Origin of the sequence: Paracoccus aurantiacus (genome assembly GCF_007993065.1) — a bacterium.
In the GTDB taxonomy this organism is placed as follows: domain Bacteria; phylum Pseudomonadota; class Alphaproteobacteria; order Rhodobacterales; family Rhodobacteraceae; genus Paracoccus; species Paracoccus aurantiacus.
This window is the reverse complement of the sequence record NZ_VOPL01000005.1, coordinates 180,552-196,686: the sequence shown is the minus strand read 5'-3', so window position 1 is coordinate 196,686 and position 16,135 is coordinate 180,552. Positions and strand designations below refer to the sequence as shown.

General features: G+C 63.2%; 15 protein-coding genes. 7 read left to right on the top strand and 8 right to left on the bottom strand.

What is annotated here, in order from left to right; all coding sequences use genetic code 11:
• Nucleotides 1-27: 27 nt before the first annotated feature.
• A complete protein-coding gene (katG, locus tag FQV27_RS13500; protein WP_147099405.1) occupies nucleotides 28-2,208 on the bottom strand; it encodes a catalase/peroxidase HPI in 2,181 nt (726 codons plus the stop codon).
• Nucleotides 2,209-2,347: 139 nt separating this feature from the next.
• Here katG and FQV27_RS13495 point away from each other — a divergent pair, with 139 nt between their 5' ends.
• Nucleotides 2,348-3,235, top strand: a complete 888-nt coding sequence (locus FQV27_RS13495) for a hydrogen peroxide-inducible genes activator (protein ID WP_147099402.1) — start codon at nucleotides 2,348-2,350, stop codon at nucleotides 3,233-3,235.
• On the opposite strand, the gene FQV27_RS13490 is transcribed toward FQV27_RS13495, so the two are convergent.
• From FQV27_RS13490 to FQV27_RS13470, 5 genes are read right to left on the bottom strand one after another with little or no spacing between them, the layout of a single operon-like run.
• Nucleotides 3,232-4,002 (bottom strand): ABC transporter permease, encoded by a 771-nt coding sequence (locus FQV27_RS13490; RefSeq protein WP_377768728.1) that lies wholly within the window; start codon nucleotides 4,000-4,002, stop codon nucleotides 3,232-3,234. The genes FQV27_RS13495 and FQV27_RS13490 overlap by 4 nt on opposite strands.
• Nucleotides 3,969-4,904 (bottom strand): ABC transporter ATP-binding protein, encoded by a 936-nt coding sequence (locus FQV27_RS13485; RefSeq protein ID WP_147099399.1) that lies wholly within the window; start codon nucleotides 4,902-4,904, stop codon nucleotides 3,969-3,971. Before FQV27_RS13485 ends, FQV27_RS13490 begins: the two co-directional genes overlap by 34 nt.
• Complete coding sequence (locus FQV27_RS13480; protein ID WP_147099397.1) at nucleotides 4,901-6,097, bottom strand: ABC transporter permease; 1,197 nt, start codon at nucleotides 6,095-6,097, stop codon at nucleotides 4,901-4,903. Before FQV27_RS13480 ends, FQV27_RS13485 begins: the two co-directional genes overlap by 4 nt.
• A gap of 57 nt (nucleotides 6,098-6,154) precedes the next feature.
• Nucleotides 6,155-7,060 (bottom strand): glycine betaine ABC transporter substrate-binding protein OsmF, encoded by a 906-nt coding sequence (gene osmF, locus FQV27_RS13475; protein WP_147099395.1) that lies wholly within the window; start codon nucleotides 7,058-7,060, stop codon nucleotides 6,155-6,157.
• Nucleotides 7,057-8,646, bottom strand: coding sequence for an aromatic amino acid ammonia-lyase (locus tag FQV27_RS13470; RefSeq protein WP_147099392.1), 1,590 nt, complete (start codon nucleotides 8,644-8,646; stop codon nucleotides 7,057-7,059). Before FQV27_RS13470 ends, osmF begins: the two co-directional genes overlap by 4 nt.
• 210 nt (nucleotides 8,647-8,856) lie before the next feature.
• On the opposite strand from FQV27_RS13470, the gene FQV27_RS13465 reads away from it, so the two are divergent.
• Genes FQV27_RS13465 through FQV27_RS13450 form a run of 4 tightly spaced genes read left to right on the top strand, consistent with a single transcriptional unit; the run spans nucleotide 8,857 to nucleotide 12,464 of the window.
• Nucleotides 8,857-9,756 carry a siderophore ABC transporter substrate-binding protein gene (locus FQV27_RS13465; RefSeq protein WP_147099390.1) on the top strand — a complete coding sequence of 300 codons (900 nt, stop codon included), beginning with the start codon at nucleotides 8,857-8,859 and terminating at the stop codon, nucleotides 9,754-9,756.
• Between the two features lie 17 nt (nucleotides 9,757-9,773).
• On the top strand, nucleotides 9,774-10,709 hold the full coding sequence (locus FQV27_RS13460; protein ID WP_147099583.1) for an ABC transporter permease: 936 nt from the start codon (nucleotides 9,774-9,776) through the stop codon (nucleotides 10,707-10,709).
• The gene (locus FQV27_RS13455) at nucleotides 10,702-11,709 is read left to right on the top strand and encodes an iron chelate uptake ABC transporter family permease subunit (protein WP_147099388.1); all 1,008 of its coding nucleotides are present in this window, start codon (nucleotides 10,702-10,704) and stop codon (nucleotides 11,707-11,709) included. The genes FQV27_RS13460 and FQV27_RS13455 overlap by 8 nt, the downstream gene beginning before the upstream one ends.
• Nucleotides 11,706-12,464 (top strand): iron ABC transporter ATP-binding protein, encoded by a 759-nt coding sequence (locus FQV27_RS13450; RefSeq protein ID WP_147099386.1) that lies wholly within the window; start codon nucleotides 11,706-11,708, stop codon nucleotides 12,462-12,464. The genes FQV27_RS13455 and FQV27_RS13450 overlap by 4 nt, the downstream gene beginning before the upstream one ends.
• Before the next feature lie 9 nt (nucleotides 12,465-12,473).
• On the opposite strand, the gene FQV27_RS13445 is transcribed toward FQV27_RS13450, so the two are convergent.
• On the bottom strand, nucleotides 12,474-12,968 hold the full coding sequence (locus tag FQV27_RS13445) for an ureidoglycolate lyase (protein WP_147099384.1): 495 nt from the start codon (nucleotides 12,966-12,968) through the stop codon (nucleotides 12,474-12,476).
• On the bottom strand, nucleotides 12,965-14,380 hold the full coding sequence (puuE, locus tag FQV27_RS13440) for an allantoinase PuuE (RefSeq protein WP_147099382.1): 1,416 nt from the start codon (nucleotides 14,378-14,380) through the stop codon (nucleotides 12,965-12,967). The genes FQV27_RS13445 and puuE overlap by 4 nt, the downstream gene beginning before the upstream one ends.
• 161 nt (nucleotides 14,381-14,541) lie before the next feature.
• On the opposite strand from puuE, the gene uraH reads away from it, so the two are divergent.
• Together uraH and FQV27_RS13430 are read left to right on the top strand one after the other, a co-directional pair.
• Complete coding sequence (gene uraH / locus FQV27_RS13435) at nucleotides 14,542-14,874, top strand: hydroxyisourate hydrolase (RefSeq protein ID WP_147099380.1); 333 nt, start codon at nucleotides 14,542-14,544, stop codon at nucleotides 14,872-14,874.
• A gap of 62 nt (nucleotides 14,875-14,936) precedes the next feature.
• Nucleotides 14,937-16,130, top strand: coding sequence for a DUF3644 domain-containing protein (locus FQV27_RS13430; RefSeq protein ID WP_222611700.1), 1,194 nt, complete (start codon nucleotides 14,937-14,939; stop codon nucleotides 16,128-16,130).
• Nucleotides 16,131-16,135: the final 5 nt, after the last annotated feature.

Sequence of the window (16,135 nt, the reverse complement as noted above, 5' to 3'; positions counted from 1 at the left end):
GGCGCCCCAACAGGGGGCGCCCAAGGCTCAGGCTGCGGCTTTGACGTCGTAGCGGTCGTTATCCATGACCTTGGACCACGCCGAAACGAAGTCGTTGACGAATTTTTCCGCGTTGTCGTCCTGTGCATAAACCTCGGAATAGGCGCGCAGGATCGAGTTCGAGCCGAAGACCAGATCGGCACTGGTCGCGGTCCATTTCGTGTCGCCCGTGGCGCGGTCGCGGATTTCGAACGTGCCATCCTTGGCGGGGTGCCAAGAATAATCCATGTCGGTCAGGTTGACGAAGAAGTCATTCGTCAACGCGCCTTCACGGTCGGTCAGAACGCCGTGCTTGTTGCCGCCATGATTGGTGCCCATGGCCCGCATGCCGCCGACCAGCACGGTCATTTCGGGTGCAGTCAGGCCCAGAAGCTGGGCGCGGTCCAGCATCATTTCCTCGGGCGAGACGACATATTTCTTCTTTTCCCAATTGCGGAAACCATCGGCCAAGGGCTCCATCGGCTCAAAACTTTCGGCATCGGTCTGTTCGGCCGTCGCATCGCCGCGACCGGGCGTGAATGGCACTTTCACATCGAAACCAGCCGCTTTCGCCGCCTGCTCGACCCCGACATTGCCAGCCAGCACGATCACGTCAGCGACGCTTGCGCCGGTTTCTTCGGCGATCGGTTCCAGCTTTGCCAATACGCGATACAGGCGGTCGGGTTCGTTGCCTTCCCAGCTGCGCTGCGGAGCCAGACGGATGCGTGCCCCATTGGCACCGCCCCGCTTGTCCGAGCCGCGATAGGTCCGGGCACTGTCCCACGCGGTCGCGACCATGTCGGCAACCGACAAGCCGCTGTCGGCGATCTTTGCCTTCACCGCCTCGACATCATAGCCGGTCGGGCCATGCGGCACCGGGTCCTGCCAGATCAGATCTTCTTCCGGCACGTCCGGTCCGAAATAATTGTCCTTCGGCCCCAGATCGCGGTGGGTCAGCTTGAACCATGCGCGCGCGAATGTGTCGCGGAAATATTCGGGATCTGCGCGGAACTTCTCTAGATAGCTGCGATAGATCGGGTCGACCTTCATCGCCATATCGGCATCGGACATCATCGGCATGGTGCGGATCGATGGATCTTCCACATCCGGGGGCATGTCGCCTTCAGCGATGTTCACGGGCTTCCACTGGTTGGCACCGGCGGGGGATTTGGTCAGTTCCCACTCGTGATCCATCAGCATGCGGAAATAGCCGTCATCGAATTCGATCGGGTTCGATGTCCAGGCCCCTTCCGGGCCACCCACGACCTGATCGCGACCGATGCCGCGCGTGCGCTTGTTCAGCCAGCCAAGGCCCTGATCTTCCAGCCCCGCACCTTCCGGTTCCGGGCCAAGGTCTTCGGCGCTGCCATTGCCGTGACACTTGCCGACCGTGTGGCCACCGGCAGTCAGCGCGGCGGTTTCTTCGTCGTTCATCGCCATGCGCTTGAACGTCTCGCGCACCTGATCGGCGGTCTTCTGCGGGTCGGGGACACCGTTCACGCCTTCGGGGTTCACATAGATCAGGCCCATCTGGACGGCGGCCAGCGGGTTTTCCATGGTCGCGGGCTTGTCCACATCGTCATACCGCTGATCGGACGGCGCCAGCCACTGCTTTTCATTGCCCCAATAGGTGTCCTTTTCGGGATGCCAGATATCCTCGCGTCCGAAGCCGAAGCCAAAGGTCTTCAGACCCATCGATTCGTAAGCCACGGTGCCGACAAGCGCGATCAGGTCGGCCCAGGAAATCTTGTTGCCGTATTTCTTCTTGATCGGCCACAGCAGGCGGCGGCCCTTGTCGGTGCCGCTGTTATCCGGCCAGCTGTTCAGCGGTGCAAAGCGCTGGTTGCCTGTGGCAGCACCACCCCGGCCATCGGCCAGACGGTAAGACCCGGCCGCGTGCCACGAAACACGCACCATCATCGGGCCGTAATGTCCGTAATCCGCAGGCCACCAGTCCTTGCTGTCGGTCAGCAGCGCCAACACATCGGCCTTCAGCGCCTCGACATCCAGCTTTTTCAGCTCTTCGCGATAGTCATAGCCCTTGGACATGGGATCGGTGCGGGTATCATGCTGGCTGAGAATGTCCAGATTCAGCGTTTTGGGCCACCAGCTAGTGACCGAATCGCCCATCTCGGTATTGCCGCCATGCATGACGGGGCATTTGCCCTGCGGAATGTCGTTGCCGTCCATGAAATTCTCCTTGCTGGCGAGGCAGTTGCCATAAAATAAGGGCAAACTGCTGCTTACGTCTGCGTTTCGGCGGACATCGTAGCACCGCAGTCAGATAATGAATAATTGCATTTTCTTAATGATAGTATAATTTATTCTGATGAATTCGCTGACCCTCAAACAGCTCCGCTATTTCGAGGCACTTGCCCGCACCGGCCAGTTCGGACGCGCGGCCGAGGATTGCGCGATCACTCAGCCCGCGCTGTCGATGCAGATCAAAGAGCTTGAGGCCCAGCTTGGCGCGCCGCTGGTCGAACGCGGCGCGCGTCAGGTCCGGCTGACCGCGCTTGGGCATCAATTTGCGGCCCGCGCGCGCGAGATCCTGCGCTCGGTCGATGAGCTGGGCGATCTGGCCCGTGCAGATGGGGACAGCCTGTCCGGCCCGCTGCGCATCGGGGTCATCCCGACAGTCGCGCCCTATCTGCTGCCACGGCTGATTCAGGCACTGCACCGCCAGTTCCCGGCGCTTGATCCGCAGCCGCGTGAAACCGTGACGCAGCGGCTGATCGAGGATCTGCTGGAATCGCGTCTGGACATCGCCATCGTCGCGTTGCCGGTATCGGAACCAGCGCTGCACGAGGTTGCGCTGTTCGACGAAGAGTTCGTGCTTGTCCGCCCGCTTGCCGATGCCGAAAAGCCTGTGCCGAACGCCGAGGGGCTGCAGCAGATGCGCCTTCTGCTGCTGGAGGAGGGGCACTGCTTCCGCGATCAGGCGCTGTCCTTCTGCAAATTGCCCCAGCCGGCGCGCGGCCTGATGGAGGGAAGTTCGCTTTCGACGCTGGTGCAGATGGTGGGTGCGGGGATCGGCGTCACCCTGATCCCGGAAATGGCGGTCGAGGTTGAAACGCGGCTGGCCAGCGTTTCAACCGCAAAACTGCCGCGACCTGCGCCTGTCCGAACCATCGGGATGGTCTGGCGGAAGTCGAACCCCCTGGCTGACCGCTTCGCCCAGATCGCGCAGATCGTGGCAGAGATCGGCACCGCCTAGCGGCCGGCCGTGCCCATCCGCCTTGCGCCGCGGCTTTCAAGCGCCTGAAAGCCCTCATAGATCAGGATCGCCAGAAGCCCCACGACCAGACCACCCTGCGCAACGAAGGCAGTGTTCGAGGACAGAAGCCCGGCGATAATCACCTCTCCCAGTGTCTTGGCAGCGACCGTCGATCCGATGGTCGCCGTCGCGAGCGAGATCACCGCCGACAGCCTTATCCCGGCCAGAATAAGCGGAAGGGCCAACGGCAATTCGACCTGCCACAGCCGCTGCCGGCGGGTCAGGCCCATGCCGCGCGCGGCTTCGGTGACGTCAGGCGGCTGGCTGGTCAGTCCGGTCAGGGTATTTTCGAAGATCGGCAGAAGGCCATAAAGGAACAGCGCAACCAGCGTCGGCCCGGCCCCGAACCCCATGACCGGAACCGCCAGCGCCAGCACCGCCACCGGCGGGAAAGTCTGGCCGACCGAGGTGATCGTGCGGGCAAGCGGCAGAAACTCCCGGCCCGCCGGTCGCGTGACAAGGATGCCCAGACCGACCGCAACAATCGTCGACGCGATGACCGCCAACGCCACCAGCCCCAAATGTGAAAGCGTCAGGCTGAGAAGGCTCGTCTGTGTATAGATGGCGGGCGCATTATTGCTGGTCAGTGGACGGAACAGCCATGCGAAACTGTCCGGGCTGAGCAGGAAGGCCACCAGAAACAGCGCCGCCAATCCAAGAAGCAGCCGGGCGATCATGTCGTCGCCGCCCCCGCACCCGTCGCGCATTCGCGAAGCCGGGCAAGCGTCACGATCCCGCCGCCTTCGACGGGCAGCAGCTCGCGCCCCGACCACAGGCATTCCGCAAGCGCATCGCGCAGGCTGGCCTCGGGCGGAATTGCCGGGCCGGGTGCCTCGCCGGGCTGGACCAGATCAGCGACCGTGGACAGTGACAGCAGACGGAACGGACGCTCGCCCTCGCCGATCAGTGCCTGAACGAAAGGCGTGGCGGGCGCGGTCAGGATCTCGTCGGGCGGGCCGTATTGAAGAAGCCTTCCCTTGTCCATGACAGCGATCCGGTCGCCAAGGGCCACGGCCTCTTCCATGTCATGGGTGACAATGACCAGTGTCGTGCCAAGCTGACGCTGAAGCGCGCGCAGATCCTCTTGCGCCTTGGCACGGATCACGGGGTCGAGCGCGCCGAAAGGCTCATCCATCAGCAAAAGCTCTGGCCGGGCCGCCAGCGCGCGCGCCACGCCGACGCGCTGCTGCTGACCACCCGAAAGTTCGTGCGGCATGCGGTCGCGAAACTGCGCGGGGTCAAGCTGGAACAACTCCAGCAGTTCGTCCACGCGGGCGCGGATCTCTGCCTCGGGCCATTTCAGCAGGGTCGGCACCGTCGCGATATTCTGCCCAACGGTGCGGTGCGGGAACAGCCCGTGGCCTTGAATGGCATAGCCGATACGACGCCGCAGGATATGCGGTGCGATGGTGGCGGTGTCGGTCCCGTCGATCAGAACGGTGCCCGAAGTCGGCTCTACCAGACGGTTTATCATGCGCAGAAGCGTTGTCTTGCCAGACCCTGACGTGCCGACAAGCGCCGCGATCTGCCCGGTCTCGACGGTCAGGCTGACATCGTCCACGACCGTCGTTTCGTCATACCGCTTGGTCAGGTTCCTGATCTCGATCATGCCTCGGTCCTTTCGGGCTTGTGGCGATCCAGCGCCTCGACAAGCAGGTCAAGCGCGATCCCCGCGATCAGCGCCAGCGCGATGGTCGGCAGCGCACCCAGAAGCACAAGGTCCATCGCCGTCTGATTCAGTCCCTGAAACACGAATGTCCCGAAGCCGCCGCCCCCGATCAGCCCGGCGATGACCGCAAGGCCGATATTCTGCACCAGCACGATCCGCACCGCCGCGATGATGACCGGAAGCGCCAGCGGCAGCAGAACCCCGCGCAGCACCTGCGCCTCTGTCATCCCAAGCCCGAAGGCCGCGTCGCGCGCCGCCGGCGAGACCCCGTTCAGCCCCACAAGCGTGTTCGATACGACCGGCAGCAGCGAATACAGAAACAGCGCGACCAATGCCGGAAAGATCCCGATCCCCGCGATCCCGGCAGAGGCCGCGCCGGGCACATTGGCGGCGATCCAGCCGAAAATCGGGATCATGATCCCGAAAAGTGCCAGCGACGGGATGGTTTGCAGGATATTCAGCACTCCCAGCACCGGGCGACGCAGACGCGGGGACTGGTAGATGCCGATCCCGATCGGCAAGCCGACAACCAGCGCCGCGCCAAGCGAGCCAAAGGCGAGAATCAGATGCCGCCAGGCCTCGCGCCAGAACAGATCCTTGCGCGCGGCATATTCTCGCATGACCGAAACACCGTCGAGCCAGCCCGACCACAGGATCGCGCCTATGACCACGCCCGCACCGGCCAGCATCAGCCAGCGCTGCGCCAGGCTGAGATGCATGCGCGACAAGGCGTCGGTGGCCATAAGCGCGAATGCCAGCATCAGAAGCCAGAAGCCGGTGGCAGGGGCGACGCGGGCCATGTTGTTATCGGGCGGGGTCAGCGCCTGCGCCGTCGCGCCAAGCGCCAGAAGGGCTGCAACCACCCCGGCGCAGCCGATCAGCAGCCGCAATCTGTAGTCAAGCCGGGCCGAGATACCTGCAAGCAGACCGACAGCAAAAGCCGCAGCCAGCAGCCAACCCGCGGCGCCAAGCGCGCCGGGAAGAAGCACGCCTTCGCCCAGAACGATCCGGTTGGCTTTGAACTGCACCAGAGGGACGACCAGACCAACAAATCCAAGCGCCGCGAACAGAAGTCCCGGCCGGCTGATCGCCGGTGTCGATGCTGTGCCTGCAGGGCTGGCAAGGTCGGTCATGGCGCTCCGCTCTGATCGGCGGACAGGTCGGTGCGCCTGCGCACCGACCCGCCTGCGTTACTTAAGGATACCCTGCTGGGTCAGATAATCCTTCGCCACGGCATTCGCCGGCTCTCCGCCGATCTGAATGCGGCCATTCAGTTCCTGCAGGGTTTCCAGCGACAGGCCCTGGAAGATCGGGTTCAGCACCTCGGCAATCTGGGGATGTTCCTCCAGCACGGCGGCGCGGACGACCGGCGCAGGCTGGTAGACCGGCTCAACCGCCTTGTCATCCTCCATCACGACAAGGCCGGCTGGCTGAATACCGCCGTCAGTGCCATAGACCATCGCCGCGTTCACACCCGAGGTCTGCTGCGCCGCCGCAGCAATCGTCGCCGCCGTATCGCCCCCCGAAAGCTGGACAAGTTGATCCGGGGTCAGCTCAAACCCATAGGTGGATTGAAACGCCGGAAGCGCCGCAGGAGAGGTCACAAATTCGGTCGACGCCGCCAGTTTCACGTCACCGCCATCGGCGACGTATTTGCCGAAATCCGACATGGTCTTCAGGCTGCCGCCATCTGCCACATCCTGTCGCACCGCAATGGCCCAGGTATTGTTGGCCGGCGAGGGTTCCAGCCAGATCAGACCCGCATCCTTGTCGAGTTCGGCCGCGCGGGCGTAACCCTCGGCCGCGTTCTTCCAGACCTCGCTGTCGGCCTCGTTATGGAAGAAGGCGGCGTTGCCGGTATATTCGGGATAGATGTCGATCTGTCCTGATGTCAGCGCGTCGCGAACGATCGGGGTGCCGCCAAGCTGCAGCTTGTCCTGCACCGGCAAACCAGCGTTCTGAAGGGCGAGGAAGATGATGTTGCCCAGCAGGCCACCCTCAGTGTCGATCTTCGATGAGACGACGATGTCCTTGGCGCTGGCGGCGCTGCCCAGCCCGATCAGGGTGGCTGCGGCAAGAGTGGTAAGGCGCTTCATTGCATATGCTCCTGTTTCGGTCGCGTAGAGGCATTGCGTTCGGTTTCCGGCTCGGGCGCAATACCCAAAATGTCATCGAATGGCGAAAGTGGCGCAAGCTCCAGCAATTCTGCCTGCAATCCGTGCGAGCAAAGCGCTTCCCGAACCGCTGTGATCCCCGCCGATTGCGGTATATCGCGCGTCAACGTCGGAACGTGCCTGCGGGTTTCGCGATACAGATGTTCGACAACGCCGGGTGCCGGGGCGACACCGCGCAGATCCAGCGCCTGCGCCGACAGGATCGCCTCGACCGCCTGCAACCAGTCCAGTGCGTCAAGCTGTTCGGCCAGACGCCACGCGGTCAGCGAGATGAAGGCGGCCTCGTCCTCCAGCCCTGCGGCGACGGCCTGGTTCAGCACCGATACCGGGGTCGAGGCATCGGTCACGCGCACGACCTGTTCCAGCGCCAGCTTCATGATCGGGCCGTATCCGGTGGCGACGACTCCGGGCGGGACCAGATTGACAGGCAGTCCCTCAAGCTGACCGTTGACCATAAGAAGGCATCGGTTGAAGGCGTTGCGGGCAAGATGTGCCAGCGCAAGCTGGACCGAGGCCATGCGCATCGAAAGCGACAGCAACAGGCTGCCGCCCGAGGTTACGACCCGGCCATCAACGACAATCGGATTGTCGTCGACATGCGCCGTTTCCGCCCGCACCGCGCGGCCCGCCTCCAGAATCGCATTTGCCGAGGCACCGAATATCTGTGCGATCATCCGCGCCGATAGCGGGTCATGCACGCGATTCGCTTTCGGCCAGTCGCAGTCAGCGGAACTGGCCAGCAGCCACAGCGCGACCCAGCGTTCCTGCGGAAGCCCGTTATGGCCGGCTGCCAGCCAGACGTCGCGGCTCTGCCCCATCGCCTGTGCCGCCATAAGCGCCAGCGCCATTTCGCGCCGCAGCGTGCATCCCGCACGGATGATATACATCGCCGCCTTGGCCAACCCGAAAGAGTTCGTGGCGACCGCCGCAAGGCCGTCGCGCGGCGGCATCGGATATGGCGCCATTCCCGCCAGCGCCAGCGCTTCGGCAGCGGGCATCTTTCTGCCGTTCAGCCTCGCCATGCCCTCGCCCGCCATGACCGTCGCAAGCTGGCCCATCTGGCCCAGATCGGCCGCCCCGGCGGTGCCGCGCACGTTCATCACCGGCAGAAGCCCCTTCTCCAGCATCTTCTGCAGAAAGCGCACAAAGCCGACCGAAACCCCGACCTGCCCGGTCAGCGCCGAATTCAGCCGCAAGGCCATTGTCAGGCGCACAAGGCCATCAGGCACGTCTTCACCCACGGCGACCTGATGGGCAAAGGGCAGAGAGCGGGTATATTCGACCATCTCCGAGCCATGCTGTTCGACATCCTTCAGCGCACCGACCCCTGTGGTCGATCCGTAAATCGCCTGCCCGCGGTCAAGCGCCGCCATGAAGCTGTCGCGCCCGGCCTGCACACGGTCTATCGCTGTGTCTGCAATCTCTATGCGAACATCGCCCGCGGCAATGCGCCGCAGCGTGGCGAGGTCGATCTCCGTCCCGTCCAGGACAATTTGGTTAGAATTCAAGGCATCCTCATCCGCAACAGCCTAGTTTCGCATCGCGCGCGGGCATGTCAACTGGCCTGAAAGGGGATGACGGCGCAACCGGTGCCCGCCCTATATCAAAGAAATTTACTCAGGCACTGGACCCAAGGGCAGCACGCGACTAGAAGCAGGGGCGTCGCGTGAAGCCAGCCTCAGCCACACGCCCATCATTGACCCCATGAGGAGCCGATAATGCGCCCATTCGCCGCCGCCCTTTTCACCAGCGCCATGCTTGCCTTTCCCGCACTGGCCGAGGATGTCACCATCGCGACCGCGCAGGGTGACGTGACGCTGCCCGCGCCGCCTGCCAATGTGGTGGCATTCGACGTGGCGGCAATCGACAGCCTGAACGCGCTTGGCGTGACGCCCGCAGCCGTGCCTGACCAACTGTATGTCCCCGCGCTTGTCGAGAACGAGGCGCTGAAACTTGACACCGTCGGCACCCTTTTCGAGCCTGATCTGGAAAAGCTGGCGGGTCTGGCACCGGACCTTATCATCGTCGGCGGCCGTTCCGCCGCGCAGAAAGACGCCGTCGCACAGGTCGCGCCCGCGATCAACATGACGATCGGCCCGGACCTGATCGGCGATGCCAAGGCGCGCATTGACGCTTATGGCAGCCTGTTCGCCAAGTCCGAGGACGCAGCCAAGCTGAACGATTCCATCGACACCCGCCTGGCAGAGCTGAAAGCCGCGGGCGAAGGAAAAGGCACCGCGCTGGTGCTGATGACCAACGGGCCGAAAATCGCGGCCTATGGCACCGGCTCGCGTTTCGGCTGGCTGCATGACGCAACCGGCATGGCCCCGGCAATCGCCGATCTGTCAAACGAGGACCGCCACGGCAATGCCCTGACGCCCGAAGCTATTGCCGATGCGAATCCCGACTGGCTGCTGGTGCTGGATCGCGGTGCCGCCGTCGGCGAAGAAGGCCAGAGCGCCGAGGCGACGCTGAAAACCCCGCTGATCGAAGGCACAACGGCCTGGCAGAAAGGTCAGGTGGTCTATCTGCCGGCGGCAGAGATGTATATCGGCGGCGGCGGCTATGGCTCGCTGATGTCGGTGACGGATGCGCTGCTTGCAGCCCTGACCAAGTGAAGTATGCGCTTGGCGTGATGATTGCGGCGCTTCTGCCGCTGTCGCTTGCGAGCCTCATGACCGGGGCCGCAAGCATCGACATATTCACCGCGCCAAGCGATCCTTGGGCGCTGCTGGTTCTGATGGAGTCGCGGCTGCCGCGCACACTGGCGGTGCTGCTGACGGGCGCGGCTCTTTCCGTTGCCGGGATGCTGTTGCAGGCGCTGGTGCGCAACCGTTTTGTCGGACCCGATACGGTCGGCACATCCGAAAGCGCGGCGCTCGGCCTGCTGGCGATCACCTTTCTGGCCCCGGCAGCGCCGATCTGGATAAAGATCGCCGTTGCCGCCGCGACCGGCCTTGCCGGCACGGCGCTGTTCGTCGCACTGATCCGCCGCCTTCCCCCGCGAGAGATCATGCTGGTGCCGATCACAGGCATCGTGCTGTCCGGCGTGATCGGCGCGGTCGTCACGTGGATCGCCTGGCAGGCCGATCTCGTCCAGCTTATCACCACATGGCTCATGACCGGCGAATTCTCGGGCGTGGTTGCCGGGCGGTACGAGGTGCTGTGGATCGCCGGGGCGGCGGCCGCGCTGGCATGGTTCGCGGCCGATCGTTTCGCGATCCTCAGCCTGGGTGACGAGGTCGCGACCGGTCTGGGGCTGGGCACACGCGGCGTCATGCGGCTTGGTCTGGTCGTCGTCTCGCTGGTTTCGGCGATGGTTGTGGCGACGGTCGGCATGATCCCGTTCATCGGTCTGGTCGTGCCGAATATCGTGTCCCGCATCATGGGCGACAATCTGCGCCAGTCGCTGCCCGTGGCCGCGGCGGGCGGGGCGGCGCTTTTGCTGTTCTGCGACCTGATCGGCCGGCTGGTGCGCTATCCGTTCGAGATCCCGGTCGGCACGGTCATGGGATTCGTGGGCGCGGGCATTTTCCTGTTCCTGTTATATCGCAAGCCGGCCCATGTCTGACGCCGCGCTGCATATCGCCGCACGCCCGCCCCTTGGCGGGCTGCGCCTTCTGACCGGGCTTGCGTCGCTGCTGGCCGTAGCATCGGCGCTGTGGCTTTTTCAGGGTCTGGCAGACGGAAATCGCGGTTTCATCCTGCATCTGCGCGCGCTCAAGCTGGGCACGATGCTGGTCGTTGCATGCGGAATCGGCGTGTCGACGGTGCTGTTTCAGACAGTCGCGGCGAACCGGGTGCTGACCCCGTCGATCATGGGCTTCGATTCGCTGTATGTGCTGCTTCAGACCAGCCTGATCGCCAGCTTCGGCATTGCCGGCTTTGCCGCCGTACCCGTCGTCGCAAAGTTTCTGGCTGAGGTCGCCGTCATGTGTGCGCTTGCCATCCTGCTGTTCGGATCGCTGCTGGGGCGTGGTTCCCGAGATATTGGCCGCACGATCCTGACGGGTGTGATTCTGGGCGTCATGTTCCGCTCTGCCTCGGGGCTGATGATCCGGCTGATCGACCCGAACGAATTTGCCGTCGTTCAGGCCTCGACCGTTGTCAGCTTCACCCGCGCGAACGAGGCGCTGCTGCCGGTCGGTGCGCTGCTGTGCGGGATCGGCGTTGCTGCCGCCTTGTGGCTTGCCCCGCGGCTCGACGTTCTCGCACTTGGTCGTGACAGCGCCGTATCGCTGGGGCTGCGCCACGCCCCGATGGTGGCGGCAACGCTGGGACTGGTGGCGCTGCTGATTTCTGTCTCGACGGCGCTTGTCGGCCCGCTGGCGGTGTTCGGTCCGGCGGCCTTCTTTGGCCTGATTGTAACCGGCATGACACATGGACTGGTCCGGTCGCATCGCCACGCCCTGCTGCTGCCGGCAAGCGCATTGATCGCCGCGAATATCCTCGTGTTCGGGCAGATGCTGTTCGAACGCGTGCTTCACCAGCAGACCGCGCTATCTGTGGTGATAGAGTTCGCCGGCGGGCTGTTCTTCCTTTACCTGCTTCTGAAAGGGCGTGTCCGATGATCCGGCTTTCAGGCGTCAGCCACCAGATTGGCGGCGCATCCATCCTTAACGACATCACCGCCGATCTGCCGCGCGGCAGGCTGACCGCATTGATCGGGCCGAATGGCGCGGGAAAGTCCACGCTCCTGCGCCTGATCGGCCGGCTGGAACCGCTCCAGACCGGCAGCATCCATATCGACGACCTCGATCTTGCCCGCACGCCAAGCGCCGAGATCGCGCGCCGCATGGCCGTGCTGGGACAGCAGACGGTTATCGCAAGCAGGCTGCGATTGTCCGATCTGGTCGCTTTCGGTCGCTGGCCGCATCATCAGGGTCGGCCCCGGCCGCAGGACCGCGCGATCACCGCCGACGCGTTAGAGGCGTTCGGCCTGACGCCGCTTGCCCACCGCTTCCTGGACGAGGTTTCCGGCGGCCAGGCGCAGCGCGCCTATCTGGCGATGACCTTCGCACAGGATACCGACTGGCTGCTGCTGGACGAACCACTGAACAATCTCGACATGTCTCATGCCCGCAGCCTGATGGCGCGCCTGTCGCAGCTTGTCCGCGCGTCGGGCAAAAGTGTCGTCGTCGTGCTGCACGAGGTGAATTACGCCGCCGCATGGGCCGACCATATCGTCGCGCTGAAGGATGGCCGCATTCTTGCCGAGGGCGCGCCGCAGGACGTGCTGACCGAAAACGGGCTTGGCGCGCTTTACGATACCCCGGTTATGGTGACACAGCATGACGGTCGGCCTCTGGTGCTGCACCATTTCTGAGGGCGGACGCTACGCAGAGATCAGCACAGGCGGGTCAAGCCAGCATTCTTCCAGATTGCTGCCCTCTCCGATCCTGTCGATGACACCGTAAAGCCCGCTGCCGTCCAGCGGACACAGAACGCCATGCCAGACATTGCGATGCAGGTTAACGCCCTGCCCTGCCCGCGCGATAAAGGCACGCGGCGTCCCCGGCCTGCCGCCCATATCCTCGGCGACAGTCACCAGAAATCGCGATGGGGACATCGGGATAAACGCCTGCGAGCCAAGCGGATGACGCTCCAGCAGGTCCAGCGTATAGGGCATTTCGCGCAGTTCGGCGTGAAACAGGCTTATCCCTGCGCGGCCACCGCCGTTCTCTGCGGCGAAATCCATCGCGGCGAGGTCGTGATACCGCCCGCATTTGCCCTGATTGATGATCTTGTCGGGGCTGCCACTGATTTCCAGCACCTCGCCGAATGGGGCGAATGCCTCTGCGGTCAGCGCCTCGGCGGTAATCCCGCTCATGGCAGAACCGCCGCCAGCCGCAGCCCGGCAATGCGTTCGACCTGTCGGCACGCCTCGGCAAATTCGGTCGCGCGGTCATTGTCGATGCGGCGTCGGAATGCGGACAGGATGCCGTCCTTGTCGTGATCGCGCACCGCGATGATGAAGGGAAAGCCGTGCTTGGCGACGTAATCGTCATTCAGCCGGGTGAACTCGGCGCGTTCCGCATCGGTCAGTGCATCCAGCCCGGCGCTCGCCTGCTCCTCGGTCGATTCCGCGGTCAGCCTTTTGGCTTGCGCAAGCTTGCCCGCCAGATCCGGGTGCGCGGTCAGCACGCCCAGCCGTTCTTCCTCGGAGGCGGAGCGAAAGACGCGGCAGAGCGCATTATGCAGACCGACCGCGCTATCGTGCGCAGGCCCGAGTTCCAGATCGAAGGCCCGGTCCGCGATCCAAGGCGAGTGTTCGAAAATGCCGCCATACAGCTCGACAAAGCGGGCGCGTTCCATTTCTGATGGGCGTTCGTATTGCTGGGGCGGATGGGTCGCCGCCCAGTGCCGGGCAATGTCGATGCGGCGCGGCGTCCAGACGCCATCAAAGCCCTGAATATATTCGATAAAGCGCTTCAGTCCCGCAAGCTTGCCCGGTCGCCCGATCAGGCGGCAATGCAGGCCGACGCTCATCATCTTGGGCGCGCCCGCCTCGCCTTCCGCGTAAAGCACGTCAAAAGCATCCTTGAGATACTGGAAGAACTGCTCGCCGGTGATATAGCCCGGCGCGGTGGCGAAGCGCATGTCATTGGCTTCCAGCGTATAGGGGATGACCAGTTGGTCGCGCCCCCTGATCCGCTTCCAGTAAGGCAGATCGTCATCATAGGTATCCGAGATATAGGCGAACTGCCCGGTCTGGGCGGTCAGTTCGACCGTATTGCAACTGCATCGCCCGGTATACCAGCCCTCGGGCGGTTGGCCCACGACCTCTGTGTGAAGCCGGATCGCCTCGGCGATGCTTTCGCGCTCGTCAGCTTCGGACATGTCCTTGTGCTCGACCCATTTCAGGCCGTGGCTGGCGATTTCCCAGCCGGCATCCTTCATCGCCGCGACCTGTTCCGGACTGCGCGCAAGTGCCGTGGCAACGCCGTAGATCGTGACCGGAACGCCTGCGCCGGTGAACAGCCGGTGCAGACGCCAGAAGCCGGCCCGCGCGCCGTATTCATAGATGGATTCCATGTTCCAGTGCCGTTGCCCCGGCCACATCGCCGCCCCGGCAATGTCGGACAGAAATGCCTCGGACGCGGCATCGCCATGCAGAATGGAATTCTCTCCGCCCTCCTCATAGTTCAGCACGAACTGAACTGCGACCTTCGCGCCGCCGGGCCATTTCGCATCGGGCGGGGTCGGGCCGTGGCCACGCATATCGCGAGGGTAACGATTCATGAAAGCCTCCATTTGTGACCTGTTCTAGCGCAGGTCTATCGCATTGACTTTCGCCTTTTTGCAGAATGACCTTCTTGTGTGTTCAATATGGGATGGGCGGCTGAACTCGTCCAGACTTGACCGGCGCCGGGTGACGGCGCTTACCAGCAACAGGGGCAACCATGGCCGGATATCTGACAACGCATGTTCTCGACACCGCGAAGGGTATTCCTGCCGCGGGTCTGAAGATCGAACTTTTCAGGCTGGACGGCGAGATGCGAGAGCATCTGAAGACCGTAACCACCAACGCCGACGGCCGCACTGACGAACAGATCCTGCCGGAAACCGAGTTCGCCACCGGAACTTACGAACTGGTCTTTCACGCCGGCGACTATATCGGCAGCCGCGATTTTCTGGACGTGATCCCGCTGCGCTTTACCATGTCAGAGGCGAGCCATTACCACGTACCGCTGCTGCTGTCGCCTTACGGGTATTCGACCTATCGGGGGAGTTGAGGGCGGTTTTCCACCCGACTTTGTTCGTCTGCCGAATGTCCGATTTGAGCCTTGGTAGACCAATGCTGCTTCTTGCGCGAATGGCTGCTTCCAGCGATGTTGGGTCATTCAGTTCGTCGAACGACCTGGCGCATGTCGGAAGAAGCGAGTTGCCGTGGATTTATGAGGTCATTGGGAATCGTATGAAGAAGGAAGTTCGTCAGCTTCGCGAAAAGGCGATAAACGCGCTGGTGCTTTCTATCGACCACTTCAACCGCCCTTGGGATCGCGGCAGGGCGGAGGCCGTTCTCATCTTGCTGGACCACTCCTTCGAGATGCTCCTCAAATCGGCAATTCGGCAGAAGGGTGGGCAGATTAGGAAGGCGCGCGAGAAACAGACGATCGGTTTTGACGCCTGCGTCCGCAGGGGGTTGACCGACGCTGGCATGAAATTCCTGACCGACGAGCAGGCGCTTACACTTCAAACGATTAACGGGCAGCGGGATGCAGCCCAGCACTACCTCGTCGATATGTCAGAGCATCAGTTGTATTTCTATGCTCAGGCGGGCGTTACGCTCTTTCGCGATATTCACGACGACATCTTTGAGGAGAAGCTTTTGCTCGAACTGCCGGAGCGCGTCCTTCCAATTTCCACGACGGCGCCAAAGGACTTGGCGGCCCTATTTGACAAGGAGATCGAGGAAATAAAGGGGCTCTTGGCTCCCGGCACCCGAAGGAGAATGGATGCCGTAGCAAAGGCACGGAGCTTGGCTGTGCTAGAGAGCGCGGTGAACGGCGATTACGAACAGCCTAGCGACCGAGAACTGCAGAAGGTCTGTAGGCGCATCGCCGATGGCGAGGCATGGTCCACCGTCTTCCCCGGCGTGGCGTCGATCAACATCACGGCAGAAGGAGATGGCCCAACCCTTTGCCTTCGCCTCACGAAGAACGAGGGAACGCCAGTCCAACTCCTAAAGGAGGGCGAAGGGGCTGGTGCGGTCGTAGCAATACGACGTGTGAATGAGTTGGGCTACTACAGCCTGGGAGCGAAAGATTTGGCAGAAAAGGTGGGGCTCACTCCGCCGAAATCTCGCGCCGTGGTAGATTATCTCGCCCTCCGTGAAGACCCCGACTGTTTTAAGGAATTTCAGATCAGCGGCGTCACACACGCACGATACTCGCCCACGGCCATCAAGCGGATACAAGAAACTTTGGCGGTTGAATCCATCGACGACATCTGGGCTGCAGACAGGGCGAAGCGGAGAGGGGCAGCGTGAATTCG